At 74.2% G+C, this 25,565-nt stretch carries 24 protein-coding genes and 1 pseudogene; 15 read left to right on the forward strand and 10 right to left on the reverse strand.

Features of this window, described 5'->3' with window-relative positions:
* Both Ae505Ps2_RS26570 and Ae505Ps2_RS31450 read right to left on the reverse strand, forming a co-directional pair.
* A pseudogene (locus Ae505Ps2_RS26570) lies at positions 1 to 215 on the reverse strand (IS701 family transposase); the annotation flags it as partial.
* Between the two features lie 27 nt (positions 216 to 242).
* On the reverse strand, positions 243 to 668 hold the full coding sequence (locus tag Ae505Ps2_RS31450) for a hypothetical protein (RefSeq protein WP_139320215.1): 426 nt from the start codon (positions 666 to 668) through the stop codon (positions 243 to 245).
* Positions 669 to 831: 163 nt separating this feature from the next.
* Here Ae505Ps2_RS31450 and Ae505Ps2_RS26575 point away from each other — a divergent pair, with 163 nt between their 5' ends.
* Entirely contained in the window at positions 832 to 1,281 is a 450-nt protein-coding gene (locus Ae505Ps2_RS26575; RefSeq protein WP_075311234.1) for a hypothetical protein, read from the forward strand.
* Positions 1,282 to 1,577: 296 nt separating this feature from the next.
* Here the strand turns inward: Ae505Ps2_RS26575 and Ae505Ps2_RS26580 are convergent, their stop codons facing one another.
* Entirely contained in the window at positions 1,578 to 3,218 is a 1,641-nt protein-coding gene (locus Ae505Ps2_RS26580) for a long-chain fatty acid--CoA ligase (protein WP_075311232.1), read from the reverse strand.
* Between the two features lie 352 nt (positions 3,219 to 3,570).
* Between Ae505Ps2_RS26580 and Ae505Ps2_RS33765 the strand changes: the two genes are divergently transcribed.
* The 8 genes from Ae505Ps2_RS33765 (at position 3,571) to Ae505Ps2_RS26620 (ending at position 10,113) form a co-directional block, all read left to right on the forward strand.
* A complete protein-coding gene (locus tag Ae505Ps2_RS33765) occupies positions 3,571 to 4,254 on the forward strand; it encodes an ANTAR domain-containing protein (RefSeq protein WP_075313012.1) in 684 nt (227 codons plus the stop codon).
* 88 nt (positions 4,255 to 4,342) lie between these two features.
* Positions 4,343 to 5,602: a S8 family serine peptidase gene (locus Ae505Ps2_RS26590; protein ID WP_075554325.1), complete on the forward strand. Its 1,260-nt coding sequence runs from the start codon at positions 4,343 to 4,345 to the stop codon at positions 5,600 to 5,602.
* Positions 5,599 to 5,829 (forward strand): hypothetical protein, encoded by a 231-nt coding sequence (locus tag Ae505Ps2_RS26595; RefSeq protein WP_020622444.1) that lies wholly within the window; start codon positions 5,599 to 5,601, stop codon positions 5,827 to 5,829. The genes Ae505Ps2_RS26590 and Ae505Ps2_RS26595 overlap by 4 nt, the downstream gene beginning before the upstream one ends.
* A 227-nt stretch (positions 5,830 to 6,056) precedes the next feature.
* The gene (locus tag Ae505Ps2_RS26600; RefSeq protein ID WP_075554091.1) at positions 6,057 to 6,266 is read left to right on the forward strand and encodes a hypothetical protein; all 210 of its coding nucleotides are present in this window, start codon (positions 6,057 to 6,059) and stop codon (positions 6,264 to 6,266) included.
* Between the two features lie 37 nt (positions 6,267 to 6,303).
* Positions 6,304 to 7,509: a CoA transferase gene (locus Ae505Ps2_RS26605; RefSeq protein WP_075313008.1), complete on the forward strand. Its 1,206-nt coding sequence runs from the start codon at positions 6,304 to 6,306 to the stop codon at positions 7,507 to 7,509.
* Between the two features lie 9 nt (positions 7,510 to 7,518).
* Complete coding sequence (locus Ae505Ps2_RS26610; protein ID WP_075311230.1) at positions 7,519 to 7,968, forward strand: VOC family protein; 450 nt, start codon at positions 7,519 to 7,521, stop codon at positions 7,966 to 7,968.
* A gap of 115 nt (positions 7,969 to 8,083) precedes the next feature.
* The gene (locus Ae505Ps2_RS26615) at positions 8,084 to 9,415 is read left to right on the forward strand and encodes a DUF222 domain-containing protein (protein ID WP_075554092.1); all 1,332 of its coding nucleotides are present in this window, start codon (positions 8,084 to 8,086) and stop codon (positions 9,413 to 9,415) included.
* Positions 9,412 to 10,113 (forward strand): DUF899 family protein, encoded by a 702-nt coding sequence (locus Ae505Ps2_RS26620; RefSeq protein WP_075554093.1) that lies wholly within the window; start codon positions 9,412 to 9,414, stop codon positions 10,111 to 10,113. Before Ae505Ps2_RS26615 ends, Ae505Ps2_RS26620 begins: the two co-directional genes overlap by 4 nt.
* On the opposite strand, the gene Ae505Ps2_RS26625 is transcribed toward Ae505Ps2_RS26620, so the two are convergent.
* Positions 10,098 to 10,712: a TetR/AcrR family transcriptional regulator gene (locus Ae505Ps2_RS26625; RefSeq protein ID WP_020622439.1), complete on the reverse strand. Its 615-nt coding sequence runs from the start codon at positions 10,710 to 10,712 to the stop codon at positions 10,098 to 10,100. The genes Ae505Ps2_RS26620 and Ae505Ps2_RS26625 overlap by 16 nt on opposite strands.
* A 77-nt stretch (positions 10,713 to 10,789) precedes the next feature.
* Here Ae505Ps2_RS26625 and Ae505Ps2_RS26630 point away from each other — a divergent pair, with 77 nt between their 5' ends.
* Positions 10,790 to 11,917, forward strand: coding sequence for a nitronate monooxygenase (locus Ae505Ps2_RS26630; protein ID WP_249265357.1), 1,128 nt, complete (start codon positions 10,790 to 10,792; stop codon positions 11,915 to 11,917).
* Positions 11,914 to 13,449, forward strand: coding sequence for an acetyl-CoA acetyltransferase (locus tag Ae505Ps2_RS26635; RefSeq protein WP_075311224.1), 1,536 nt, complete (start codon positions 11,914 to 11,916; stop codon positions 13,447 to 13,449). Before Ae505Ps2_RS26630 ends, Ae505Ps2_RS26635 begins: the two co-directional genes overlap by 4 nt.
* 12 nt (positions 13,450 to 13,461) lie before the next feature.
* Here Ae505Ps2_RS26635 and Ae505Ps2_RS26640 read toward each other — a convergent pair whose 3' ends face one another.
* Positions 13,462 to 14,736 (reverse strand): aspartate aminotransferase family protein, encoded by a 1,275-nt coding sequence (locus tag Ae505Ps2_RS26640; protein ID WP_075313004.1) that lies wholly within the window; start codon positions 14,734 to 14,736, stop codon positions 13,462 to 13,464.
* Between the two features lie 184 nt (positions 14,737 to 14,920).
* Here Ae505Ps2_RS26640 and Ae505Ps2_RS26645 point away from each other — a divergent pair, with 184 nt between their 5' ends.
* On the forward strand, positions 14,921 to 15,670 hold the full coding sequence (locus Ae505Ps2_RS26645) for a MerR family transcriptional regulator (protein WP_075313002.1): 750 nt from the start codon (positions 14,921 to 14,923) through the stop codon (positions 15,668 to 15,670).
* Between the two features lie 10 nt (positions 15,671 to 15,680).
* Here Ae505Ps2_RS26645 and Ae505Ps2_RS30610 read toward each other — a convergent pair whose 3' ends face one another.
* Complete coding sequence (locus tag Ae505Ps2_RS30610) at positions 15,681 to 18,125, reverse strand: FUSC family protein (RefSeq protein ID WP_084786456.1); 2,445 nt, start codon at positions 18,123 to 18,125, stop codon at positions 15,681 to 15,683.
* Between the two features lie 91 nt (positions 18,126 to 18,216).
* Here Ae505Ps2_RS30610 and Ae505Ps2_RS26660 point away from each other — a divergent pair, with 91 nt between their 5' ends.
* Entirely contained in the window at positions 18,217 to 19,116 is a 900-nt protein-coding gene (locus Ae505Ps2_RS26660) for an NADP-dependent oxidoreductase (protein WP_075311222.1), read from the forward strand.
* A 170-nt stretch (positions 19,117 to 19,286) separates the two neighbouring features.
* Positions 19,287 to 20,186: a zinc-binding dehydrogenase gene (locus Ae505Ps2_RS26665; protein WP_349289844.1), complete on the forward strand. Its 900-nt coding sequence runs from the start codon at positions 19,287 to 19,289 to the stop codon at positions 20,184 to 20,186.
* Between the two features lie 88 nt (positions 20,187 to 20,274).
* Here Ae505Ps2_RS26665 and Ae505Ps2_RS26670 read toward each other — a convergent pair whose 3' ends face one another.
* Genes Ae505Ps2_RS26670 through Ae505Ps2_RS26685 form a run of 4 tightly spaced genes read right to left on the reverse strand, consistent with a single transcriptional unit; the run spans position 20,275 to position 24,687 of the window.
* Positions 20,275 to 22,167 (reverse strand): S9 family peptidase, encoded by a 1,893-nt coding sequence (locus tag Ae505Ps2_RS26670; RefSeq protein ID WP_233147615.1) that lies wholly within the window; start codon positions 22,165 to 22,167, stop codon positions 20,275 to 20,277.
* Positions 22,164 to 22,763, reverse strand: a complete 600-nt coding sequence (locus tag Ae505Ps2_RS26675; protein ID WP_083695132.1) for a hypothetical protein — start codon at positions 22,761 to 22,763, stop codon at positions 22,164 to 22,166. Before Ae505Ps2_RS26675 ends, Ae505Ps2_RS26670 begins: the two co-directional genes overlap by 4 nt.
* Entirely contained in the window at positions 22,760 to 24,055 is a 1,296-nt protein-coding gene (locus tag Ae505Ps2_RS26680; RefSeq protein WP_233147616.1) for an MFS transporter, read from the reverse strand. Before Ae505Ps2_RS26680 ends, Ae505Ps2_RS26675 begins: the two co-directional genes overlap by 4 nt.
* Positions 24,052 to 24,687: a DUF3159 domain-containing protein gene (locus Ae505Ps2_RS26685; RefSeq protein ID WP_075333646.1), complete on the reverse strand. Its 636-nt coding sequence runs from the start codon at positions 24,685 to 24,687 to the stop codon at positions 24,052 to 24,054. The genes Ae505Ps2_RS26680 and Ae505Ps2_RS26685 overlap by 4 nt, the downstream gene beginning before the upstream one ends.
* 138 nt (positions 24,688 to 24,825) lie before the next feature.
* Here Ae505Ps2_RS26685 and Ae505Ps2_RS26690 point away from each other — a divergent pair, with 138 nt between their 5' ends.
* Positions 24,826 to 25,551 (forward strand): MerR family transcriptional regulator, encoded by a 726-nt coding sequence (locus tag Ae505Ps2_RS26690; RefSeq protein ID WP_075333647.1) that lies wholly within the window; start codon positions 24,826 to 24,828, stop codon positions 25,549 to 25,551.
* Positions 25,552 to 25,565 lie beyond the last annotated feature (14 nt).

A 25,565-nucleotide genomic window follows, 5' to 3' on the forward strand; every position in this document is an offset into this window, starting at 1 on the left:
TCCCAGTCCGCGGTGCGCAGCAGCCGCTGCATCCCGTCCGGCGACATCGCCCCGGCGTGTTCGGCGAGGGTCCAGCCGTTCTTCCGCTCGAGCCCCGCGAGCAGGCCTCGCAGGTAGGTTCCGACCCGCCGGCGCGGCTCGACCCTGCGGAAACGGCCAGAGATCAGCTCCACCACCGCGTCCAACGAGGCCACCCACCCGGCAAGATCAACCACGCGGTGATCATCACCGCCGAACGGCCGTCAGCCTCTCACCACACGCCGAACTGCCGTTGCAGTACTAACCGGGAGATGCGCGTAGGGGAATCCATCTGGGTCGTGGACTACGATCGTAGACTCATTGATATCCACTGCGACCACATAGTGGTCTGCACCAATCGGCCCTTCAGCACCGGGGTGATATCCGAGCATTCCCATGTCGAGCGGACCCACAATCACCAGGCCCGAGACCAGGAGTTCACGTAGGCGCAGCAGTCCGGATTCGCGCGACTCGAAACTTTCAGTCAGATAATCGAACCCGAGAATCCGAAGCGCCTGACTGATTCCCCTCAACGGGGTCCAGCCTGGAGGATTGAAAAGCGGTCGGTCGTCAACAAGCTCAAATCCAAACGCAGACCCCGATAAGACTTCAACCAGGTCGGGCGATAGCATTTCGTCAGTCGCAGCCATGCATATGGAGTTTGCATAGCAGTACGGACCAGAGCCTACGTACTTGTGCACTCGGCAAGCGTGGCATATTTCCAGAGGTAGCGGAACTAGCGATTAGCCTGCGACGAGCGGGGCCGGGAAAGATGTAGACCAGTGCGGGCTCGGTGAGGCCGTCGCCGGACCGGTGGGTGACCTCGGCGCTGCGCTCGGCTCCGGAGCGGTCGTAGAACCCGACGGCAGCGGCGTCCTTGGCCATGACGACCACGGTCCAGCCGATGAGCTGCGCGTGGTGTCGCAGGGCGAGGATCAGGAAGCCCGCGAGGCCCGCCCCGCGATGCCCCGGGTCCAGGAACAGTCGGGCCATGACGGCGATGTCGGTGACGTGGCCGCCGGTATTCTTGATCCAGGCGGGCGCCGCGTCGTCGTCCGGCTGCGCCTCGGCGACCGTGACCTGCCCGACCTGGACGTCATCGACGACGGCGTTCCAGCTCCAGATCTCCTACGGGTGCGCCAGCCACGCCAGAGGATCAGCGATCCCCTCCACCATGTACCCATCATGGGCGTAGACCCGCTCCAGCACTGCGGCGAGCACAGGAAGATCACTGTCCTGCCGTTCGCGGACGGCGCGCGCTGACTCGGTCATCGGTCCTCCACCGGCATTTCCTAGTCCAGAGCGGCGGAGTCGGCGCGCATCACGAAGCGGGTCATCTCGAACGGCTCCCGGTCGGCGTCGATAAGTGCATCGACGGCGAGCGGGCGACCCACAACGCGCGGATCGCGGCACTCCTGGACGGACCGTCTACATGAGTCACGGGGCCGACTCACTGTTCCGTCAGTGTTCCGTGGACGCCCACACACGGCACCGGTCGGCCCCGGACACCCACGGACGGGGCCGGGGCCGACGGATGGCGTTTCCGCTGGTACGCGCCGTCAGCCGGCGTCGGGTGCGGCCACCCGGTAGCCCTCGAACTTCTCCCGCAGTGTCTTCTTCGAGAACTTCCCGACGCTCGTCTTGGGCACCTCGTCGATGAACTCGACGGCGTCGGGGAGCCACCACTTGGCCACCCGGTCGGTGAGGAACGCGATGAGCTCGTCGGCGGTGAGGGTCTCGCCGTCCTTCACCACGACGCACGCCATCGGGCGCTCCACCCAGCGCTCGTGCGGGATCGCGATGACCGCGGCCTCGGCGACCTTCGGGTGCGCCATGATCTCGTTCTCCAGCTCCACCGAGCTGATCCACTCGCCACCGGACTTGACCAGGTCCTTGGTGCGGTCGACGAGCTTGACGTAGCCCAGGCCGTCGACGACGGCGACGTCACCGGTGCGCAGCCAGCCGTCGGCGGTGAACTGCGTGCCGCCGCCCTCGCCGCGGTAGTACTCCGAGGCGATCCACGGGCCCGCCACCTGCACCTCGCCGGTGCTGGTGCCGTCCCAGGGCTGCTCGGCGCCGGTCTCGGGGTCGGCGATCCGCAGGTCGACGAGCGGGACCGGCGGGCCCTGCAGCGCCCGCACGGTGGCCTTCTCGTCGTCGGAGAGGTCGTCGTGCTGGGAGCGCAGCACACCCAGGGTCGCCACCGGCGAGGTCTCGGTCATCCCCCAGCCCTGCAGGACCGGCAATCCGATTGCGGCACGGAAGCCCTCGGACAGGGACTTCGGCACCGCCGAGCCGCCGCAGAGCAGGACCCGCAGCGACGAGCAGTCGTAGTCGCCGAGCTTGGGCAGCAGGCCCATCCAGATCGTCGGGACGCCCGCCGCGACGGTGACCCGGTGATCCTGGATCAGTGACAGCAGCGCGTCCGGGGTCATCCCGGGGCCGGGCAGCACGAGCGAGGTACCGGCCAGCAGGCAGCCGTAGGGCAGGCCCCAGGCGTTGGCGTGGAACATCGGGACGACCGGCAGGACCACTTCGCGCTCGCGGAGCCCGACACCGTCGGCGAACAACGTCGCGAGCGAGTGCAGCAGCGTCGAGCGGTGCGAGTAGACGACGCCCTTGGGGTTGCCGGTGGTGCCCGAGGTGTAGCACATCGCGGCGGCGGTGTTCTCGTCGTCGACGACGAACCGGCCCGCGAAGGGCTCGGCCGCGGCCAGGAGCTCCTCGTAGAGCCGGATCCGCGGGTCGTCGGGGATCTCGGTCGGCGCGCCGTCGTCGATGACGACGACGTGGCGCACCGTGGTCATCCGGTCCACGTGCGGCCAGAACAGGCCGAGCAGGGAGCGCTCGACGAACACGACCTCGTCCTCGGCGTGGTCGGCCACGTAGACGAGCTGGTCGGGGAACAACCGCAGGTTGAGCGTGTGCAGGACCCGGCCGGTGCACGGCACCGCCAGGTACAGCTCCAGGTGCCGGTCGGTGTTCCAGCAGAACGTCCCGACCCGGCCGTCGGCGGAGACGCCGAGGGTGTCGAGCACGGTGGCCAGCCGGCGGGTCCGTACGGCCCACTCGGCGACCGTGGTGGTGCGGACCGTCCCCGCCGGGGTGGCGGTGACGATCTCCTTGTGCCCGAAGTACTGCTCGGCACGGTGGAACACGTGCGGCAGCGTCAGCGGACGGTCCTGCATCAGACCGAGCATCGTTGCTCCTGGAAAGCGGTCGGGTGGGGTCGGCGCGAGCCTACCGTAATCTCGTATATGGAATGGACTATCCGGTCACGGCATCCGGACGCAGCGGACGCGGCGTCCGGCGTAATCGGACACCCGCTGTCAGCACACGTGACGCACTGTCTTAACGTTCTCGCCGACGTCCACGAACCGTCAGGTTCCGGGCGCACGCACGCAGGGTCAAGCAACCGGCCCGGCATCCCGGGTCTCCCCCGGGAACCGTTCCCGCGCAGACACCATCTGCCGGTCGCGCCGGGCCTGGCCTCCGGTGCCGCTCGCTGCGGCATCCGCCGAACCGTCGCGTTCCGGCGCGGCGGAGGTCGAGATGTTTTCCGGGTCCTCGGACGCGCTGATCCTGCGCGCCTGCTGCGACGATCCCGCGTTCCGTGCCACACGCTCCCCCTACGCGATCCTCGACCGCGAGCTCACGATCGTGGGGGCGAACGGCGCCTTCTGCGCCGCGACCCTGCGCACGCCCGACGAGCTGGCCGGCCAGCCGCTCGCGGAGGCGCTGCCGGACGACCCGCGGCGGCCCGGCGCCGACGGCGTCGCGATGCTGACGGCGTCGTTGTCGCGGGTGCTGCGCCTCGGGCAGCGCGACCACCTGCCGGTCCGGCGCCACGACGTACCCGCGGCGACCGGCACGCCCGGTTTCGTCGAACGGCTGTGGGTCACGGTGAACTCCCCGCTGGCGGCCCCGGACGGACGAGTGGTCGGGGTGCTGCACCACGTCGAGGACGTGACCGGCCTGCTCGGCCCCGGCCCCGACGGCCGCGACCTCGCCGCCGCGGCGCTCGCCCGCGCGCTGGACACCGAGAACACGCACCTGCGGGCCCGTTTCGCCCGGCACGTCAGCATCGAGCAGGCCAAGGGGGCGCTCATGGCCCGGCGCGGCTGCTCCGCCGACGAGGCGTTCACGCTGCTGCGCCGGCTCTCGCACGAGACGAACCGGAAGCTGCACGTGGTCGCCGAGGCGCTGCTGGCGGACACCGTCGAGCCGAGATCCTGACCGGACGCGCCGGGGCGGCCGCAGACCGTGCCGGAGCGCGGTCGCTGCGGCACGATGGGTGACCGAGACGTCGATCGACGGAGGCGACATGGTGGATCCGCACGCGGCCGTTCCGGGCCGGACCGCAGGCACGCTGACCGGCCGGTACCTGCTGGTGCTCAGCGACGACCTGCTGACCGACCACGACACCACCCGCTCGGCGGTGGCGGAGCTGACCGGGCTGTCCGAGGTGACCAGCAGCCGCGACGCCGCCCCGGTGGCCCACCCGACCCTGTTCGCCCGGCTCGGCGTCGCCGTCGCCGAGCTGGACCCGGCGCGGCTGCGCACGGTGCGGGCCGACAGCCGGGTGCTGTCCGTGGAGCCCGAACGCGTGCTGCGCGCCCTGTCCGGGCCCAGCGCCGACTACCTGCGCGGGTTCGCCGACGCGGCGGGCTTCCTGGCCGAGCGCGCCGCCGCGACGGAGGCCGCGGACGCACCCGGCGCGACCCGGTTCGCCGACAACGACCAGGTCACGTGGGGTCTGCAGGCCACCGGCGCGGACGTCGCCGTCGAGACCGGCGCCGGGATCACCGTCGCCGTCCTCGACACCGGCCTCGACCTCGGCCACCCCGACTTCGCCGGCCGGCAGATCGAGTCGCGCTCGTTCGTCGACGGCCAGGAGGTCGCCGACGTGCAGGGACACGGCACGCACTGCACCGGCACCTCCTGCGGGCCGCTCGCGCCGGGTTCGGGACGCCGATACGGCATCGCCCACGAGGCGAGGATCCTGGTCGGGAAGGTGCTCGGCGACGACGGCTCCGGCACCGACGCCGGCATCCTCGAGGGCATCGAGTGGGCGATCTCCTCCGGCGCGCACATCGTGTCGATGTCGCTGGGCGCGGACCTGAACGAGGTCTCCCCCGCCTACGAGAACGCCGGGCGTCGCGCCCTCGACGCGGGCACCCTGATCGTCGCCGCGGCCGGCAACAACGCCGAGCGCTCGACCGGCAACGTCGGTTTCGTCGGCGTCCCGGCGAACAGCCCGTCGATCATGGCGGTCGGCGCGGTGGACGCCGCGCTGGCCATCGCCGACTTCTCCGCGGCCAGCTCCGCGATCGAGGGCGGGCAGATCGACATCGCCGGGCCCGGCGTGGACGTCTACTCGTCGTGGCCGATGCCCCAGCGCACCAACACGATCTCGGGTACCTCGATGGCCACCCCGCACGTCTCCGGGATCGCGGCACTCTGGTCGCAGCGCACCGGCGCCCGCGGGCGGGACCTGTGGACGCAGCTCACCCAGGCCGCCCAGCGGCTGCCGCTGCCCTCGGGCGACGTCGGCGCGGGCCTCGTCCGGGCCCCGGGCCTATGACCACGACCGGGAGGCTGCTGGTGTCGGTGGCCGACGGGCACGTCGCCGACGACGTCGCGCGGGCCTGTGCGGCCGTCGGATTGCAGGTGGAGAAGGTGCTCACGGGGGTCGGCGTGGTCGTCGGCACCTGCGCCGACCCGGACGCCCTGCGCGCGGTCACCGGGGTCGCCGCGGTGGAGCCGGACCGCGAGGTCCACCTGGACCGCGATCAGCAGGGGCCGGCGTAATCGGTCGACGCGCGAGGAGGATGTCCGATATGGTGGTGCACGTCGACCGCGCCCGGTAACACTCCGGCCGCGGCGGCCGACGAACCGCCCGGACCGTCCCCGGGAGGCGCCGACCCGGCGCCCCGGCCACGGCCGGTGCCACGACCCCGTACCGGCACCGCGCGATCCCGCGCGGTGCGGCACTCCGCCGCGTACCGGACACCACCTCAACCGAATCGACCATTCCTGTGCAGGCCTCCGTCCACCCACCCGTCACCGACCCCACCGTCCGGGGCACCGTCGACCGGCTCACCGCCGAGTTCGCCGGCCGATTCCCCCAGGACCTCGTCGACCACGTCGTACGCGGCCCGCACCGCGACCTCGACGTCGTCTCCGCCGCCGCGCTCCCCGAGATGGTCGAGCGCCTGGCCCGTCAGCGGCTGATCGACCACCTCTGAGCCGTCCGGCCGCGCACGCCCGGGCAGGATGGTCGACATGTCGCGCCCGCTCTCCGGTCTGCACGTCGTCGAGTGCGCGAGTTTCGTCGCCGGTCCCACCGGTGGCATGACGCTCGCGCAGCTCGGTGCCTCGGTCGTCCGCGTCGACCCGCTCGGCGGCGGCCCCGACCACGGTCGCTGGCCCGCCGCCGGGAACGGCACCGGCGACTCCTACTACTGGGCCTCGCTGAACAAGGGCAAGCGCTCGATCAGCATCGACATGCGCTCCGACGAGGGCCGCGAGCTCGTCCTGGCTCTGGCGACGGCGCCGGGCCGGGACCGCGGCGTCCTCGTCGACAACGTCGTGGGCCGCCGCTGGATGGCCAACGACGCGCTCGTCGCACGTCGCCCGGACCTGGTGCACGTGCGTGTGCAGGGCTACCCGGACGGCCGTCCCGCCGTCGACTACACCGTCAACGCCGAGGTCGGGATCCCGCAGATCACCGGCAGCGAGGAGGGCGCGGCCCCGGTCAACCACGTGCTGCCGGCGTGGGACCTGGTCACCGGCATGTCGGTCGCGACGGCCGTGCTCGCCGGGGTGTACCAGCGTTCCCGCACCGGCGCCGGGGTGTACTCCGAGATCGCGCTGTCCGACGTGGCGCTGGCCGGGGTCGCGAACCTGGGCTGGCTCTCCGAGGCCGCCGAGCGCGGGCACGAGCGGCCGCGGCACGGCAACCACGTCTACGGCAGCTTCGGCGTCGACTTCGCCTGTTCCGACGGGAACCGGGTGATGGTCGTCGCGCTGACCCCGGCGCAGTGGAACGCGCTGGTGTCGGTCACCGGGACCGGCGACGTGTTCGCCGCCCTGGAGCCCGCGCTCGACGCCGACCTGTCCTCGGAGACCGAACGCTACCGGCTGCGCGAGACGATCGCGGCGGTGCTGCGGCCGTGGTTCGCCGCGCGCGACTCGGCGACCGTCGAGTCCGAGCTCAACACCGCGCGGGTGCTGTGGGGCCGCTACCAGGGCATGACGCACGTGGTCGCCGAGCACCGCGCGGGTGGGCACCCGCTGCTCGCAGACCTGGCGCTGCCCGGCGGCGCCACCGGGATCACCGCGCGCTCGCCGATCCGGTGGGACGCCGACCACGGCGACGCCGGTGCCGCCCCCGAGCTGGGCCGGGAGACCGACGAGGTGCTCGCCGACGTCCTCGGTCTCGACGAGCGCACCATCGGCGGGCTGCACGACCGCGGCGTCGTCGGGTAGAGAATCCCCGTGACCGACGCACATCTGACCGAGGCGCGGTGGACCCACGTCGCGCTGCCGACCGGCGACCTCGACGCCGCCATCGACTTCTACACGACGATGACACCCCTCACGGTCGTCGAGCGCTTCTCCGACGACGCCGGGCGGAGCGCCTGGCTGTCCAACGCCGGTCAGGTCGAGACGCCGATGGTGCTGGTCCTGGTGTCGTTCGACGCCGACGAGGGCGGCGAGCTGGGGCTGCTGCGACCCTTCGCCCACCTGGGGATCGAGGTGCCGACCCGCGACGACGTCGACGCCGCAGCCGACCGCGCCCGGGACGCGGGGTGCCTGCACTGGGAACCCCGGCAGATGCCGGGACCCGTGGGGTACATCTGCGAGCTGACCGATCCGGACGGCAACGTCGTGGAGTTCTCCCACGGGCAGAAGGTCTTCACCTCGGTGCGGGAGAAATGGGGCTGAGGCCGCTCCCCCGTGCCCGCCCCGGTCGCGGCTCGCGACTGTCCTGAGACATCACAGTCGCGGCTCGCGACCACGGACTAGCGGATCGAACACATGTTCGAGTATCGTCGATGTCGTGACCGCCGTCCAGGAACCACCCACCCACTGCCCCGGTACGGGCGCGGGCGGGTTCCTGCGGGTCGACCTGCTGCTGGCCCAGATCGCCGTCCAGGACGCCGCGCACGAGGACCTGTCCGGGTGCACCGAGACCCAGCTGGTCGACCAGGTCCGCCAGATCGAGTCCCTCCAGGCCTCGCTCGCCGCGCTGCAGGCCACCCGGGTCCGGGCCTTCGCCCGTGCCCACGTCGAGAACCGCCTCGCCGACGCCGGTACCGCCGGGGACGGGGCCGACCCCGGGAAGCTCCACCGCAGTGTGGTCGCCCAGGTCCAGCTGGCCTGCCGGATCCCGACCGGCGAGGCACGGGCCCGGGTCGCGAACGCCCGTGACCTGCACGACGGGCTGCACCACGTCCGGGAGCTGCACGTGGTCGGCGAGCTCAGCGCCGCGAAGGTGGCCGCGGTCACCGTCGAGTGCCGCGGCCTGACCGGCGCCCAGCGGGCCGCGGTGGACGCCCGCCTCGCCGCGCACCGGGACCTCGCGCGGCTCGGGATCGGCCGGCTCCGCGCGCTGACCCGGCGGCTGGTCGCCGAGCTCGTCCCCGACCGGTTCCGCGCCCGCCTCCACGCCGCCAGAGCCGAACGACGGGTCACCCTCCGGCCGGCGCCGGACGCCATGAGCTACCTGACCGCCTACGTCCCCGTCGAGCAGGGTGCGGCCTGCCTCGCCGCCCTGCAGAAGGCCTTCACCGAACTCTCGGTGAGCCCCGAGCCGCTGACCCGCACCCGCGGACAGGTCGCTGCCGACACCCTGGTCGAACGCGTCACCGGGCAGAGGTCCGCGACCGCGGTCGACCTGGAGGTCCAGGTGACCGTGCCGGTGCAGGCGCTCCTCGATCCCGGGTCGCCGCTCCCGGCGGAGATCCCCGGGCTGGGGCCCGTCCCGGTCGAGCTGCTCGCCGCCTCCGACGGTGCCACGTCGGTGCGCCGGTTGCTGACCGACCAGGGCGTCGTGATCGGCGGCGACTCCCGCAAGCGCACCTTCACCGGACTGCTCGCCACCCTGGTCAGGGCCCGGGCCGGCCACCGCTGCACCGAACCGTACTGCGACGCCCCCGTCCGCCACCTCGACCACATCGAACGCGCCGCCGACGGCGGACCCACCACGTTGGAGAACGGGCGCGGGGTGTGCGAGTTCCACAACCACGTGCGCGAACAACCCGGCTGGCACGTCGCCCGCGCCCCGGACGGGACCGTGGCCACCACGACACCCACCGGGCACACCTACTACGGACCGGGCCCGCCGGCGAGCGATGAGTTCCGGAAGCGACACCGGTCACCTCTCACATGACCGAGCCGACCGCCGCCCCGCCCACCGCCCTGCCCCCTGTCGTCGACACCGCCACCTGGGAGCGCGAGCTCGCCGCACTGCGCGTCCGGGAGAAGGCCGCCACCCGCGAGCTCGACGCCATCGCCGCGGCACGTCGCCGGCTGCCGATGGTCGAGATGCCCGACTACGTCCTGCACGGTGAGGACGGCCCCGTCCGCCTCGCCGAGATCTTCGACGGCCACCCGCAGCTGATCGTCTACCACCACATGTGGCACGACGGCGCCGAGTGGCAGCGCGGCGGGTGCACCGGGTTCACCTCGCAGTTCACCCGGCTCGCCGGACTGGAGAAGTTCGACGCCCGCTTCGTGATCGTCACCCAGGGCCCGATCGACGAGGCGCTCGCTTACCGGCGTCGCGTCGGCAACACCATGACCTGGTACTCGACGGCCGACAGCAGCTTCGGCACCGACGTCGGCGCGCCACCCGGCGGCGGCTTCGCGGTCAACGTGTTCCTGCGCGACGGCGACCGCGTCTTCCGCACCTGGCACACCGACGGCCGCGGCACCGAGCAGCTCTCCCACCTGTTCGCCCTGGTCGACGTGCTGCCCTACGGCCGCCAGGAGGTCTGGCAGGACTCGCCGGAGGGCTGGCCGCAGGGGCCCACGTACCGCCGGTGGGCAGGGCCGCAGGAGATCGCCGCCGCCTACGGCGAGGGCTGAGCCCGCGCCCGTACCCCGGCCAGGACGGTGTCGACGACCGCTGCCGCGTAGCCGCGGCCGCCGTCGCGGGCGGCGAGGTGCGCGGGGGTGGTCGCGACGTGGTTGCGCACAGCCCCCGCGACCAGGTCCGCGACCAGCGCCACCGAGGTCCCGGCGGGGAGCTCGCCGCGGTCGATGCCGCGGCGCACCATCGTCCGGGCGCCGCGGACGTGCTCGGGGTAGGCGTCGTCGGCGAGCGCGGCCGCGATCTCCGGGACCCGGTGGGAGTCGACGAGCAGGCGCTCGACCAAGCGACCGTCGTCACTGGTGGCGAACGCCGTCCACTGCTCGGCGAAGGTCACCAGGTCCTCGCGCAGGGAGCCGGTGTCGATGTCGGCGACGAACCGGGCCCGGTCGCGCACCGCGGCCACCAGCAGCGCGGCCCGGGTCGGCCAGCGCAGGTACAGCGACCCCTTCCCGATCGACGACCGGCGGGCCACCTCCTCCAGCGACAGCCCTGACCAGCCGCGTTCGCCGTAGACCTCGCGGGCGGCGGCGAGCGCGCGACGGTCGACGTCCGGGTCGCGCGGACGTCCGCTGCGGCGCGGCGACGGGGGCACGGCGGCGATCCTGCCAGACGGCGTTGTGACCACCGACCCACTTCTGGACGCTGGCCGTCCGTAATAGGCTCGGCGGTGTGATCAGGACAGCGCTGACCGATCTGCTGGGCGTCGAACACCCGATTGTCGGGTTCAACCGGTCCCCGGCGGTGGTGACCGAGGTGAGCCGGGCCGGCGGGTTCGGGGTGCTCGCGGCCGTGTCGTACACCGCCGACGAGCTCGACGCGCAGCTGCACTGGATCGAGGAGCAGCTCGACGGGCGGCCCTACGGCGTCGACCTGCTCGTCCCGGAGAAGACCGCCGACCCCGGCGCCGACCGGGAGGACCTGGTCGCCGCACTGCGCGCTCAGCTCCCGGCCGAACACCTCGCGTTCGTCGACGACCTGCTGGACTGCTACGACATCCCGCGGCTGCCAGCCGACCCCGGGCGGGACGCGATCGCGGCAGGGATGAGCCGGCGCGGCGCCGAGGCCCAGCTCGACGCCGTGTTCGCGCACCGGCCCGCGCTCGTCGCGAACGCGCTCGGCACCGCGCCACCGCACCTCGTGGAGCGCGCGCACGACGCCGGGATGGCCGTCGCCGCCCTGGTCGGGACCCGGCGGCACGCCGAACGGCAGCTGGCGGCCGGGGTCGACGTGCTCGTCGCGCAGGGCACCGAGGCCGGTGGGCACACCGGCACGATCGCGACGACCGTGCTCACCCCGGAGATCGTCGGCATCGCCGGGGACCGTCCGGTGCTGGCCGCCGGCGGCATCGCCTCGGGTGACCAGATGGCCGCCGCGCTCGCGCTCGGCGCGGCCGGGGTCTGGTGCGGCTCGGTGTGGCTGTCCAGTGTGGAGGACGTGGCGCCGGAGTCGGTGAAGCGCAAGTTCCTCGCCGCGGGCAGCGGCGACACCGTCCGCTCCCCCGCCCGTACCGGCAAGCCCGCCCGGCAGCTGCGCAGCGCCTACCACGACGCCTGGGAGGCACCCGGCGCGCCGGCGCCGCTGCCGATGCCTCTGCAGCCGCTGCTGACCCTGCAGGCCTGGTCGAGCATCGACGCCGCCGCCGACGCCGGGAACGCGGGCGCGCAGGAGCTGCAGTCGTTCTTCGTCGGGCAGGTCGTCGGCGCGTTCACCGAGCTGCGCGGCGCGGGCGAGATCACCCGGGAGATGGCGCGCGGGTGCGAGCAGCGCATCGCCGCGCTCGCGGGGCTGGTCCGATGAGCCTCGACCCGCGCACACCCGTCGTCGTCGGGGTCGGGGAGGCCTCCGAGCGGATCGGCGAGCCCGGCTACGCCGCCCTGTCGCCGGTCGGGCTCGGGGCCGCCGCGGCCGCCGCGGCGCTCGCCGACACCGGCGCGGACCCGTCGGCGGTCGCGGCGGCGCTGACCGTCGTCGCCGGGGTGCGACAGTTCGAGATGTCGCTCCCGGGCGCCGTCGCGCCGCTGGGCCGGGCGGACAACTACCCGCGCGCGGTCGCCCGCCGGGTCGGCGCCGACCCGCAGCGGGCGGTGCTCGACGTCGTCGGCGGGCAGTCCCCGCAACGGCTGGTCACCGAGTTCGCCGGCGCGATCGCCCGCGGCGAAGCCGGCGCGGTGCTGCTGGTCGGGGCCGAGGCGATGTCGACGGTGCGGCACATGATGTCGCGCCCCACCGACGAGCGGCCCGACCACGGCGAGCACGTCGGCGGCACGCTGGAGGACCGCGGGTACGGCTCCGAGCTGCGCAGCCCGGTCGCCGAGGAGCACGGCGTGCGCACCCCGGCCGGGTACTACGCGCTGTGCGAGAACGCCCGCCGGGCCCGGCTCGGGCTCGACCGGGACGCCTACGCCCGCGGGATGGGCGCGCTGTTCGCGCCGTTCACCCGGGTCGCCGCCGGGCACCCGCACGCCGCCGCGCCGCGCGTCCGCACCGCCGAGGAACTCGTCACCGTCGACGACCGGAACCGGATGATCACCGACCCGTATCCGCGGTTCCTGGTCTCGCGCGACCAGGTCAACCAGGGTGCCGCGGTCGTCCTCACCTCGGTCGGCACCGCCCGGGACCTGGGAATCGCCCCGGAACGGTGGGTGTTCCTGCACGGCCACGCCGACCTCACCGAGAAGGCCGTGCTCGACCGCCCCGCCCTGGGCGCCTACCCGGCCGCCGAGGCCGCCGTACGGCACGCCCTGGAGCTGGCCGGGACCGGTGTGGACGACCTGTCCGCGATCGACCTGTACTCCTGCTTCCCGATCGCGGTGTCCAGCGTCGCCGACCCGCTCGGTCTGGCCGCCGACGACCCGCGCGGGCTCACCGTCACCGGTGGGCTGCCGTTCTTCGGCGGACCGGGGAACGACTACGCGATGCACGCGATCGCCGAGGTCGTGCGACGCCTGCGGGCCGACCCGGGCACCTACGGCCTGGTCGGGGCGAACGGCGGGTTCCTGTCGAAGTACTCCGCCGGGGTCTACTCCACCCGCCCCACCCCCTGGCGCGACGACGACAGCGCCGCGATCCAGGCCCGGCTCGACGCCGTCGCCACCGTCCCGACGACGACCGCGGCCGACGGGGCGGCGACCGTCGAGACCTGGACGGTGCGCCACCGCCGCGACGGCAGCCGGGACGCGGTCGTCGTCGGCCGGCTCGACGACGGTGGCGCGCGGTTCGTCGGGCGCGGCGACGACGACGAGCTGCTGGAGCTGCTCGACGGCGACCCGGCCGGGGCGGCGGTCCGGGCCCGGCCCGACGGTGACCGCACGCTCGTCACGGCCGGCTGACGGGTACCCGGGTCACCCGCGTCGACCCACCTCGCCCAGGGCCGCGCCCAGGATCTCCACGCCGCGGCGGATCTCGTCCTCGGTCGCGGTCAGCGGCGGCGCGATCCGGAACGTCCCGCCCATGCCGGGCAGCTGCACGATGTTCATGTGCAGCCCCAGCTCGGCGCACCGCGTGGTGACGGCCGCTCCGAGCGCGTCGGTGTCGGAGCCCGCCAGCTCCAGCCCGACCAGCAGGCCGCGGCCGCGGACGTCGCCGATCGTCCCGGACGTGCGGGCCAGGTCCCGCAGACCGTCCTGGAGCAGCGAGCCCAGCTCGCGGGCGCGCAGGTCGAGCCGGTCGCGGGTGAGCACGTCGAGCACGGTGAGCCCGACCGCCGCCGGGAGCGGGTCGTTGACGTGGGTGGTGAAGAACAGGAAGCCGCGCTCGTGCGCGACCTGCTCGATCGCGGCCGTGGTGAGGACGGCGGCCAGCGGCAGTCCCGCCCCGAGCGTCTTGGACAGGGTGAGGATGTCGGGGACCACGCCGTCGCGCTGGTGGGCGTACCAGTCGCCGGTGCGGCACAGACCGGTCTGGGCCTCGTCGAGGATCAGCAGCATCCCGCGCTCGTGGCACTTGTCGCGCAGCGCCGCCAGGTAGCCCGGCGGCAGGTCGACGACCCCGCCCGAGGACAGCACCGGCTCGACGATGCAGGCGGCGAGGCTGCCGACGGACTGGGCGTCGATCAGGGCGAACCCGAGGTCGAGCTGGCGGCGCCAGTCGAGCTCCCCGGCGTCGTCGACGAGGTCGGGGCGGTAGCGGTCGGGCACCGGCAGCGCGAAGTTGCCGGGGGCGGCGGGCCCGTAGCCGACGCGGCCGGCGACGTAGGTCGCGTTCGCCGCGGCCTGGGTCATCCCGTGCCAGGACCGGGCGAAGGACACGATCTCGTGGCGGCCGGTGACGAGCTTGGCCATCCGGATCGCGGCCTCGTTGGACTCCGCGCCGGTCGTGAGCAGCATCGCCCGGTCCAGGCCGCCGCCGACCGAGGCGCACAGCCGTTCGCACAGCTCGATCACCGGCCGCGACAGCATCCCGCTGTAGAGGTGGTCGAGCCGCCCGACCTGCTCGCGGACGGTCGCGACGATCTCCGGGTGCGCGTGCCCGAGGATCGCGCTCATCTGACCGGAGGTGAAGTCGAGCAGCTCGCGGCCGTCCTCGAAGGTGACGGTGCTGCCGTGGGCCCCGGCGACGACGCCGGGGGTGAACCCGCCGCGGCCGGAGTAGCGGATGAGGTGCTCGGTCACAGCCAGGTCCTCTCGCGGGTACGGACGGACCGGGCGACGGTGTCGTCGACCGGGGTCGGAGCGGGCCCGACACGCCGACCTCCCCCCCCGGCGCAGTCTGACATCCAGGCCGGACCCGGGTCTGCCCGCCGACGGGACGACGGATGCGGCAAGGTGGAGGGCGGAGCAGGAACCGGACGAGGGGGACGTCGTGACCTGGAGCACCCGTGAGGTCGCCGAGCTGGCGGGGACCAGCCTGCGGGCGGTGCGGCACTACCACGAGATCGGCCTGCTGGCCGAGCCCGATCGGCGCGCGAACGGCTACAAGCAGTACGGGGTGGCGCACCTGGTGCGGCTGCTGCGGATCAAGCGGCTCGTCGACCTCGGGTTCTCGCTGGCCCAGATCTCGGAGATGAACGACGCCGACGCCCACCCGGAGGAGGCCGCCCGCGCACTGGACGCCGAGCTGGCCGCCACCATCGAGCGGCTGCAGCAGGCCCGCGCCGAGCTCGCGCTGATCCTGGACCGCGCCGCACCGACCGACCTGCCCGCCGAGTTCGCCGCGGCCGCGGACCAGCCGATGTCCGACGCCGACCGGTCGCTCACCCTCGTCCTGCCGCGAGTGCTGGGCTCGGAGCGGTTGCAGGCCGTCGCGGACATGCTGGCCGAGGCCCGCCCCGACCCGGCGCAGGAGCGGTTCGACACGCTCCCCGCCGACGCCGACGAGGCCACCCGCCAGGAGCTCGCCGACCGGATGGTGCCGTACATGCGAGCGCTGTACGAGACCCATCCCGGTCTGGTCGCGCCGAACACCGACGCGCCGATCGGCGAGCAGCGGGCCGAGCAGACCCTCGGCCGTGCGATGCGCGAGCTGTACAACACCGCCCAGCTCGACGTGCTCGTCCGCGCCGGGAAGGCGCTCGCCGCGGAGCGCGACGGTGAGCCGGCCCCACCGACCTGAGCGCCCGTCCTCAGGCGTGACCGACGCACGCACGCCCGACCGCCCGTGCCGGTCCGCGCAGCGGGACCCTGCCCCCGGCAGGCACGGGCGCCGGACGGGTGAGGGGCGCGGCCAGCACCACGTCCGGCAGCACCGTCCCCGGCGCGAGGTGCACGTGCTCACCGTGCGGCACGGGCCCGGCGACGGCCGGGGCCGCGACGAGCAGGTGCGTCCCGGCCGGCACGCGGACGGCGAACCCGCCGTCGTCGCCGGTGGTGACGCGGTCCAGCTGGCGGCCCGCCCCGTCGACGACGGTGACCGTCGCCGCGGCGGGGGCGCCGTCGGGGCCGCGGACCCGCCCGACCGTGGCCGGGGCGGGCCCGTCGTCGACGGTCTCCAGCAGCGCCGGGAGCTCGGCGGCCAGCAGCCCCGCCTCACGGGCGGGCGCGGCGCCGCGCCCGGTCCCGCCGGCCGGGCCGATCAGCAGGTCGAGCACGCCCGCGCAGCTGCCCGCGGGGACCGGTCGCCCGGCGACGGCGTCCGCGGTGAGCTGCGCGAGCCGGGCGCAGGCCGCGGTCAGTGCCGGGGTCCCGGACACCCCTTCGGCGGAGCGGGCCAGGCGCCGCGCGTGCTCGGCGACGGCGGTGCAGGCGGTCAGCTCGTGCACGACGTCGCGGTGGGTGGAGCCCAGCCAGGTCCGTGCCAGCGGGCGCCCCAGCAGCAGCGTCTGGTGCAGCGCGGCGTCGAGTGTGCGCGCCACGGCACGCAGGTCCTCGCACGGGCCGGGGCGGCGCAGCGCACGGTCGACCGTGCCCAGCAGCTCGGCCAGCGCGTCGAGCAGTCCGCGCCGGGCCTCCTCCGCGGCGGACCGGGTCCGGGTGGGCAGCACGAGCACCGACACCGCGCAGCCGACGAGGCCGCCGGCCACGGTCTCCTCCAGCCGCAGCACCATCAGGTCCACCGTGAAGGTCCCGAGCAGCGCGTAGAGCTCGCCGAGCATCAGCGTGATGAAGAAGATCATCAGCGCGTAGGAGAGCCGGAACAGGTAGAGCGCGCCGAACATGCTGAGCAGGATCACCGGAAGCACCACGGCGACGTCGGGTCCCAGCACCGGCACGAGCGCGATCGCGCCGACCAGGCCGATCATGGTGCCGACGATGCGGTGTGCCGCCTTGCGCACCGTCTCGGCGACGGTCGCGGTGCCGGTGAACGCGATGAACGCCGCCAGCACCGCCCAGTAGTAGCGCTGCTCGGACAGCGCGTCGCCCACCGCGATCGCGAGGGCGGTGGCGACCGCGACCTGCACCGCCTGGCGGGTGGTCAGCGACAGCCGTGAGGCGGGGCGGCCGGGGTCCGGCGGGCGGTGCAACCGGGTCACCGTGCCCGCCGAGCCGGGCAGGTTGCCCCCGAACAGCTGAACGGCGGGGGCGAACGCGGTGTCGCGGGCGCCCTCCTCCCGCACCGCGTCGAGGGCGTCGGTCCACTCGGCGCGGGCGTCGGCGAGCACCGTCGCGTCGACGGCGAGCCGGCGCGGCGCCGGGGCCGCCACCCGGTCGGCGACCCGTCCGGCCCGTTCGCGCACCGCGTCCCAGCGGCCGCCGTGCAGGGCGGTGAGGACCGCACGGGCGTCGTCGCAGTCGAGGGCGTCGGGCCCGACCCGGGTCAGTGCGGTCACGGCCAGCTCGGCGTCGAACACCGCCCGGCGGACGATCCGGGCGGCGTCGTCGTCGGCGACGGCGGCCGGGGTCCCCAGCTGCCCGTCGATGACCAGCGCGGCCTCGTTCACGCGGACCAGCAGACTCGCCAGCCGGGCCTCGACGCGGGCCCGCCCGACGGTACCCGGGGCGTGCTCGGCCAGGGCCAGCACGGTCCCGGCGAGACCGGCGAGCCGCGCCTCGAACGAGCGCAGCATCCGGCGGAGCACCCGGTCGTTGCGGACCGGGAGCAGCACCAGCGTCAGCAGCATCACCCAGGCGATCGCGACCGCGACGACGAACGCCACCCCGGGCAGCATCTCCGGGCGCAGGCTCAGGAACAGGGCGAAGAAGTAGCCCATGAACCCGCCCATGCCGCAGACGAAGAACCGCAGCCCGAAGCGCCGCACCCAGACCGCGACGAACACGACCACGACGAACGCGGTCAGCGACGCGAGCCGGTTCCGGTCGACGAGCAGCGCCACGCCCATCCCGGCGAGCATCGACAGTCCCAGGAAGCACAGCGTCACCGCCTGCCCGGCGCGGGTGGCGTCGACGACCCCGAACGAGGACAGCATCGCCACCACCGCCCCGAGCATCATCGGCACCAGCGGCGGGGTGCCCGTCGCCGTCGCGACGAGGTACTCCACGCCCAGCGCGGTGGCGATGGCCAGCACGGCCCGGACCGCCGAGACGAGGCGGACGAGGCCGGGGTCGGAGGCGACGAACCGGTCACGGATCCGGAGGAGGCGTTCGGACGCGGTCGGGACAGTCCGTTGCATATGCTAACGATATACCGGATCGTGATCTTCGCACAGCCCGGGCCCGCCGGACGTAGCGTGGGCCCCCAAGGAACGATCACGGAGGTGGCGGGTGCGCGGGTACGGGTTCGTGGCGGCGGGTGGCCCGGAGCAGCAGGCGTTCGTCGAGGTCGAGGAGCCGCGACCCGGGCCGGGTGAGCTGCTCGTGCGGGTCCGGGCGGCCGGGGTCAACCCGGGCGACTGGCGGATGCGCGACGGTGACTACGGCGTCGCCGGGCCCGCGGTGCTCGGCCGCGAGGTCGCCGGGACCGTGCTGGAGGTCGGCGACGGCGTCACCGGGTTCGCCCCCGGCGACGAGGTGTTCGGCGGCTGCCCGGACATGCAGGGCGGGTGGGCGCCGCGGGCGCGGGTCATCGCCGGCTTCGCCGCGCACCGCCCACCCGGGGTCTCCCCCGAACAGGCGGCGGTGCTGCCGGTCGCCGCGGGCACCGCCTGGGACACCCTCACCAACCTCGACCTCCCCGCCGGGGCGACGCTGCTGGTCAACGGGGCGGGCGGCGGGGTCGGTCTGCCGCTGGTGCAGCTGGCCCGCCGCCGCGGTCTGACCGTCGTCGGCACGGCGAGCCCCGGCAAGCACGCCCTGCTCGCCGGGTTCGGCGCCGTACCGGTGGCCTACGGCGACGGCGTCGCCGACCGGATCCGCGCGGCAGCACCGGGCGGGATCGACGGCGCCCTGGACCTCGTCGGCGGCGACGCGCTGCGTGCGGTGGCCGGGCTCGTCCCACCCGCGACGCTGTACTCGATCGCGGACAAGCCGCTGGTCGCGCAGCTGGGCGGGCGCGACGTCACCCGCGACCGCAGCACCGCCGTGCTCGACGCGCTGGCCCGGCTCGTCGCCGAGAACGAGCTCGACACGATGGTGCGCGAGGTCCGCCCGCTGGACGAGGCCGGGGCCGCGCTGGCGCTCGTCGAGGACGGCCACGTCACCGGCAAGGTCGTCCTCATCCCCTAGGGAGTGGAGGTGCTCGGGAACGGCGACCACGCCGTGATCCATCCCGACACCCCGGCCGGGACGACCGTCACGGTGGCACCGCACGGGGAGGACCTTGACGTGACGTCGAGTTGAGGTCGGACCCTGCTCGCATGCGTGCGATCAGGGTGGACGAATTCGGTGGACCGTCGGTGCTGCGTCCCGTGGAGCTGCCGACGCCGGTGCCGGGGCCGGGCGAGGTGCTGGTGGGGGTCGAGGTGGCCGGGGTGTTGTTCCTGGACACCCTGATCCGGCGGGGCGCCGCGCCGGCATTCGGCACCACCCCGCCCTACGTCCCCGGCCGCGGCGCCGCGGGCCGGGTCCTGGCGGTCGGGCCCGGGGTAGCGCCCTCGTGGGTCGGGCGACGGGTGCTCGTCGACGGGCCGGACACCTACGCCGCGGAGGTCGCGGCGCCGGTCCCGTCGCTGGTCCCGGTGCCCGACGGGCTCGACCTCGCCGACGCGATGGCCCTCCTGCACGACGGCGGCACGGCACTCGCACTCGTCGAGGCGGTGGGGGTGCGCCCGGGCGAGACGGTGCTGGTCCTGCCCGCGGCGGGCGGGGCCGGTTCGGTTCTCGTGCAGCTCGCGCGCCGGGCGGGGGCGCGGGTGATCGGGGCCGCGCGCGGACCCAAGCTCGGCCTGGTCCGCTCCCTCGGGGCAGACCTGGCGGTCGACTACGGCGAGCCCGGCTGGGCGGACGCGCTCCGGCGCCGGGTCGGCCAGATCGACGTGGTGGTCGACGGTGTCGGCGGAACCCTGGGCGCCGAGGCGTTCGGGCTGGTCGCCGAGGGCGGCCGGTACTCCGGCTACGGCAACGCGGGCGGGACGCCCGTCACCCGCTCCGCCCCCGGCGTGGAGGTCCGCGGCGTGGCACAGCTCGCCGACTTCGCCGACGGCCGCCGCGCCCGCCAGGAACGCGTCCTCGCCGAGGCCGCCGCCGGGCACCTGCACCCGGTGGTGGGCAGGGAGTTCGCCCTCGACAAGGCCGCCGACGCCCACACCGCCCTGGAGAACCGCGAGATCGCAGGCAAAGCCCTGCTCCGTCCCTGAGGGCCCACCACACCGAGCCCGCGGGACGACCACCCCGAGCGGACGGGTCGGGTCCGGCTCGGGCGATGCGGACGTCCGGGAGACCGGCTCACCGCTCCCGGTCGGCTCCCAGGTGGGTGGCAAGGAACCGGTCGGCCGTCTCGAACATCGTCACCAGGTTCTCCGGGTTGACGATGGCGTGGCCCTCGTCGTCGAACACCAGGTACTCCACGTCCACCCCGCGCCCACGCAGCGCCGCCACGAGGTTGTCGGACTCGGCGCGCACCACGCGGACGTCGTTGGCGCCCTGCACCACCATCAGCGGGGTGCGGACGTCGTCGACCCGGGTGATCGGTGAGCGGGCCAGCATGTCCGCCTCCTGGGCGGGGTCGGCCGGGTCGCCGACGTAGCGGAACCAGTTGTTGACCAGGCCGGGGCGGGTGAACTCCGGGACGGTGCGCAGGAAGTTCGCCAGGTTGGAGATGCCGACGTACTCCACCGCCGCGGCGAAGCGGTCCGGGGTGAACGCGATCCCGACCAGGGTGGCGTAGCCGCCGTAGGAGCCGCCGAACATCGCGACCCGGTCCGGGTCGGCGTACCCGCGGGCGACGGCCCAGTCGACGGCGTCGATCAGGTCGTCGTGCATGGCGCCGGCGAACTCCCCGACCGCGGCCTCCATGTGGGCGCGGCCGAACCCGTAGGACCCCCGGAACTGCGGCTGCAGCACCGCGTAGCCGCGGTTGGCCCACAGCTGCACACTCGGGTCGAAGCCCCACCAGTCCCGCGCCCACGGTCCGCCGTGCGGCATCAGCACCAGTGGCAGCCGCTCGGGCGCCACACCGACCGGCAGCGTCAGGTAGGCGAGCATCTCCCGGCCGTCGCGGGCGGTGATCGTGACCGGCTCCACCGGCGCGAGCTGCCCCGGGTCGAGGTCGGCGCGCTGGCGGAACAGCAGCCGCGACTCCCCCGTGGCGCGGTCGTGGAACCAGGTCTGCGGGTCGCGGTCGTGGACGAACGTCGCCACCCACCGACGGCCCTCGACGTCGCCGGAGACCGCGCTCAGGTCGCCGTCGCACAGGTCGCGCAACGCGGCGAGCACCTCGGCGAAGTCCGGGTCGAAGGCCCGGATCTCCTGCCGCCCACCGAGGTAGCGGACGCCGAGCAGCTCACCGGTGCCGCGGTGGCGGATCAGCGCCGACGGCAGGCTGGGGAAGATCTGGGCACGGATGTCGATGTCGTGCTCGGGGTGCCGGTCGACCACGGTGACCTCACCGGTGGCGGTGTCGAGCCGGCCGAGGTGCAGGCGGTCGCCGTCGCCGTAGGTGCCGACCCAGATGCCGGTGCCGTCCGGGGTCGGTTCGTAGGGGTACACGCCGAGCGGGTGGGCGTCGCCGTCGAAGGTCGCGACCAGGTCGTCGCCGCGCCACACCCGTCCGACGCCGTCCGCGGTGAGGGTCTCGCGCAGCAGCTCGTCGCCGACGAGGGTCCAGCCGTCCCCGCCGCCCGGACTCTGCGCGAGCACCGTCAGCTCCCCGGTCGCGACGTCGAGCTCGCACAGGTCGAACTCGACGGGGTTGCGGGCGTTGCTCTGCAACAGCAGCTTCCCGGGGCGTTCCGGGCGCTGCTCGACACCGAACGCCGTCGCGCCCTCGAACGGCGTGAGGTCGACCGCGGGCGCGTCCGGCGCGGTCAGGTCGACACGGAACACGTGCCAGTTCTCGTCACCACCGGTGTCCTGCAGGTAGAGCAGGTAACGGGGGTCGTCGGTCCAGAAGTAGCGCAGCACGGTGCGGGTCTCGTCGGCGGTGACGCATCGCTCGCCAGCACCGTCCACGTCGGACACCCACACGTTCAGGCGCCCCTTCCACGGGGCCAGGAAGGCGATGCGGGTGCCGTCCGGGGAGAGGGTCGCGGCGGTGCGGTCGGGCATCCGCAGCAGGTCACGGGCGGGGATCCGGTCGGGCAGGGCCATGGTGGTCTCCAGGGTCGGGTCGGCGGTCACAACGCGGTCCAGATCGTCTCGGCGTCGACGACGCGGTGGCGGCGCCAGGTCAGCGCGCGCTCGGCCGCGGCGACGACACCGGCGACCAAGAGGCCCGTGTTCAGCCAGCCGGGAAGGGTGATCGGCGAGGTGTAGGTCCCGAACCTGGCGGCGACGGCGTCGATGCCGGTGAGCAGCTCCAGCGCCACCGGGACGGCCAGGACGAGGTTGACCAGCAGTACGGCGACGGCGACCGCCGCGATCGTGCGGCTCACGGCGGGCGAGCGACGGGCGAGCTGCGCGCGGCGGTGCTCGAGCGTCCCGGGCACCGGGGGCAGCCGCCGCTCCCCGCCGTCGTCGGTGACCAGGTGCATCCGGGTGATGCCGTAGAGGCCGGCGTCGACCTCGATCCGGCCGCCCGGCACCGGCAGCGACGCCGGCATCCCGGCCCGCCCGACCTCCTCTCCGTCGCGGTAGAGGCGGGCATCCCAGTCGCGGGACATGTCGACCTCGACGGTCCACTGCGCACCGGGGCCGCCGGTCTCGGGGAGCTGGGTCGCGTACAGCGAACGGTGCAGGATCTCGTGGCGACGCAGCGGCCGCAGCCGCCGGCTCACCGGACACCTGCCGTCACCGGCGGGGCGAGGGCGTCGGCCGCACCCGGCTCGCCGGGTTCTCCGGGCTCACCGAGGTCACGGAACGCGGGCGTCACCAGCGCGACGAGCGCGGTGCCGACCGCGACCGCGGCGAGTGCGATCCCGGCCCCGCCGAGGCCGGAGGTCGAGGCCAGCGCCGCGACCGGCGCCGCGGTCAGTGCCGGCGCGGCGAGCAGCAGGGTGTTCTGCGCGCCCAGGACCCGGCCACGCAGGGCGTCCGGGGTGGCCTCGATCGTGAGCACCCCGAGCACCGCGCCGACCGGGGCGTTGGTGAATCCGACGAGCGCGGCGGCACCGAGCACGAGCCACGGCGAGGCGAGGCTCCCGACCAGCGCGAAGCCGGCTCCGAAGCCGAGCATCCCGAACACGAACCAGGTCCGGCGCCGCACCCGGTTCACCAGCGCCGCGTACAGCACGGAGCCGGCCAGGCCGCCCGCGGCGAGTGCGCTGAGCGTCAGCCCGGCGAGCGCGGGCAGCTCCAGAGCCGTGAAGTAGGCCGGCATCAGCGTCGTCTGCAGGGCCGCGATGACCGCGACCAGCACCGCCGACACCAGCGTCGCCCCGAGCACCAGCCGTTGCCCGGCCAGGAACACCCACGACTCCGCGAGATCCCGCACGGCCCTGCGCACCGCACCCCCCGGAGCGGTGCGCAGCACCCCTTCGACCCGACCGGCCCGTGGGTCGAGCAGTGCCGCGGTCAGCGCCGCGAGCAGGCTCGTCGCCGCGGTCACCACGAGCACCGTCGACGCCGGGCCGGCGAACGCGACCAGCAGGCCGCCGACGGCCGGACCGGCCAGCAGCAGGACGTTGGCCAGGTTCTCCCGCAGCGCGACGAGCCGGTCGAGACGGCCCGGGCGCGGGTCGAGCCGGACCAGTGCCGGGAGCAGGACCTCCTGCGCGGTCATCGCGGGCACCCGCACGACCGCACCCAGCACACCGAGCACCAGGAAGGCGGTCATGCCCAGCCCCCACAACGCGTCGACGACCGGCAGCGCCGCGACCACCGCGGCCCCGAGCACCCCGGCGACGACGGTGACCAGCCTGCGGTCGACCCGGTCGACCACCAGACCCGACAGCAGCCCGGTCAGCGCGGACGCCGTCGTCGTCACCGTCGCCAGCACGCCCGCGGCCAGCACGTCCCCGGTGCGCTGCAGGACCAGCAGCGGCAGGACCGCCGCCATGATCCCGCCACCGAGCAGGGTCAGCCCGTAGGCGGTGAGCCACAGTGCCGGGCTGCGTCGCAGCGCCCTCACCGGACGAGGGCCTTCGTGCTGCGGCGGAACGCCCAGACGACCACCAGCGCGGCCAGCACGGTCAGCGGGGTGCCCATGGCGACCCGGGCGATGCCCAGCCCGCCGGTGGACTCGGCGACGTAGAGCCACTGCTGGATCCCGAACCGCGCGCCGAACACCAGCGCGGCGGCTGCCGTGGCGAGGTCGTGGGCGCGCAGGACCGCGGGCGTCGAGCGCCAGGGGTGCCTACCGCCGTGCATCGCGTTCCAGATCACGCCGGTGAGCGGCCTGCGGACCAGCAGCGAGCCGGCGGTGACGACGAACCCGGCCAGCGCGGCCCAGATGCCGATCGCGAAGAAGTCGCGCGCCGACCCGGTCCAGGCGACGACCCCGGCCGCCAGCGCGACGCCCAGCAGGCTGCCGACCGCCGAGCTGAACCTCTCTCCCTGCAGCAGCCGGTACCCGAACAGGGCCAGACCGGTCGCGACGGCGATGCCGATGGTCAGAGGCAGGGACAGGAAGGCGTTCGCCGTCACGAACACGATCACCGGGATCGTCGAGTAGACGAACCCCGCGGTCCCGCCCATCTGGTCGAGCAGGCTCGGGGTGGCGCGGTCGCGGGTCTCGTCCTGCTGCGGCTCGGTCATGGTCATGCCGTCCTCCCTCGTCGTGGTGTGCTGCGACGAGGGAAGTCCGTGCCGCTGCGGCACACTCAAGCCGAAGGCCCTGGTGTGTGGTCCAGGTCACTGCTGGCTTGACCATGCCGCGACGGCACGGTGTGGGCTCCTCCCATGACGTGGAGCACCCGGGAGGTCGCCGAGCTGGCCGGCACGAGCCTGCGGGCGGTGCGGCACTACCACCAGGTGGGGCTGCTGGCCGAGCCCGAGCGACGATCCAACGGCTACAAGCAGTACGGGGTCGAGCACCTCGTGCGGCTGCTGCGCATCAAGCGGCTGGCCGATCTCGGGTTCTCGCTGCCGCAGATCGCGGACACCCTCGACGAGGGCGACCACCCCGAGCAGGCACTGCGCACGCTCGACGCCGAGCTCGCGGCCACGATCGAACGGCTGCAGCGGGCCCGCCTCGAGCTCGCCACCATCATCGACCGCCGGGCTCCGGCGGACCTGCCGGTGGCCATGGCGCCGGCGCAGGCGGCCGCGCTGACCGAGTCCGACCGGTCGGTGGTGCTGCTCATGAGCCGGTTCATGGGGCCGCGCAAGCTGACCGCCTACGGCGAGCTGCTGCGTGACCTGCCGGCCGACCCGACCGACGGCGAGTTCGACCACCTGCCCGCCGACGCCGACACCGAAGCCCGCGCCGACCTCGCCGAACGGATGGCGCCGTACGTGCGGCGAATCCAGGAGGCCCATCCGGACCTGGCCGGCCCGGACGACGACGCCCCGCGCGGCGCGCGGGTCCTCGCGGAGACGACGAGCGCGGCGATGCGGGAGCTCTACAACCCGGCCCAGGTGGACGTCCTCGTCCGCCTCTCGGCACTGCTGCGGGCCACCGACTGACCACCCGTTCACGG

The sequence above is a fragment of the Pseudonocardia sp. Ae505_Ps2 genome (assembly GCF_001932425.1).
Classification (GTDB): domain Bacteria; phylum Actinomycetota; class Actinomycetes; order Mycobacteriales; family Pseudonocardiaceae; genus Pseudonocardia.

Coding starts and splice junctions, on each gene's coding strand:
- Ae505Ps2_RS26620 (WP_075554093.1), top strand. CDS start 9,412: ATGACCGAGCCGACCGCCGCCCCGCCCACCGCCCTGCCCCCTGTCGTC.
- Ae505Ps2_RS31450 (WP_139320215.1), bottom strand. CDS start 668: ATGGCTGCGACTGACGAAATGCTATCGCCCGACCTGGTTGAAGTCTTA.
- Ae505Ps2_RS26580 (WP_075311232.1), bottom strand. CDS start 3,218: ATGCTCGGTCTGATGCAGGACCGTCCGCTGACGCTGCCGCACGTGTTC.
- Ae505Ps2_RS33765 (WP_075313012.1), top strand. CDS start 3,571: ATGTTTTCCGGGTCCTCGGACGCGCTGATCCTGCGCGCCTGCTGCGAC.
- Ae505Ps2_RS26690 (WP_075333647.1), top strand. CDS start 24,826: ATGACGTGGAGCACCCGGGAGGTCGCCGAGCTGGCCGGCACGAGCCTG.
- Ae505Ps2_RS30610 (WP_084786456.1), bottom strand. CDS start 18,125: ATGCAACGGACTGTCCCGACCGCGTCCGAACGCCTCCTCCGGATCCGT.
- Ae505Ps2_RS26605 (WP_075313008.1), top strand. CDS start 6,304: ATGTCGCGCCCGCTCTCCGGTCTGCACGTCGTCGAGTGCGCGAGTTTC.
- Ae505Ps2_RS26635 (WP_075311224.1), top strand. CDS start 11,914: ATGAGCCTCGACCCGCGCACACCCGTCGTCGTCGGGGTCGGGGAGGCC.
- Ae505Ps2_RS26590 (WP_075554325.1), top strand. CDS start 4,343: ATGGTGGATCCGCACGCGGCCGTTCCGGGCCGGACCGCAGGCACGCTG.
- Ae505Ps2_RS26595 (WP_020622444.1), top strand. CDS start 5,599: ATGACCACGACCGGGAGGCTGCTGGTGTCGGTGGCCGACGGGCACGTC.
- Ae505Ps2_RS26685 (WP_075333646.1), bottom strand. CDS start 24,687: ATGACCATGACCGAGCCGCAGCAGGACGAGACCCGCGACCGCGCCACC.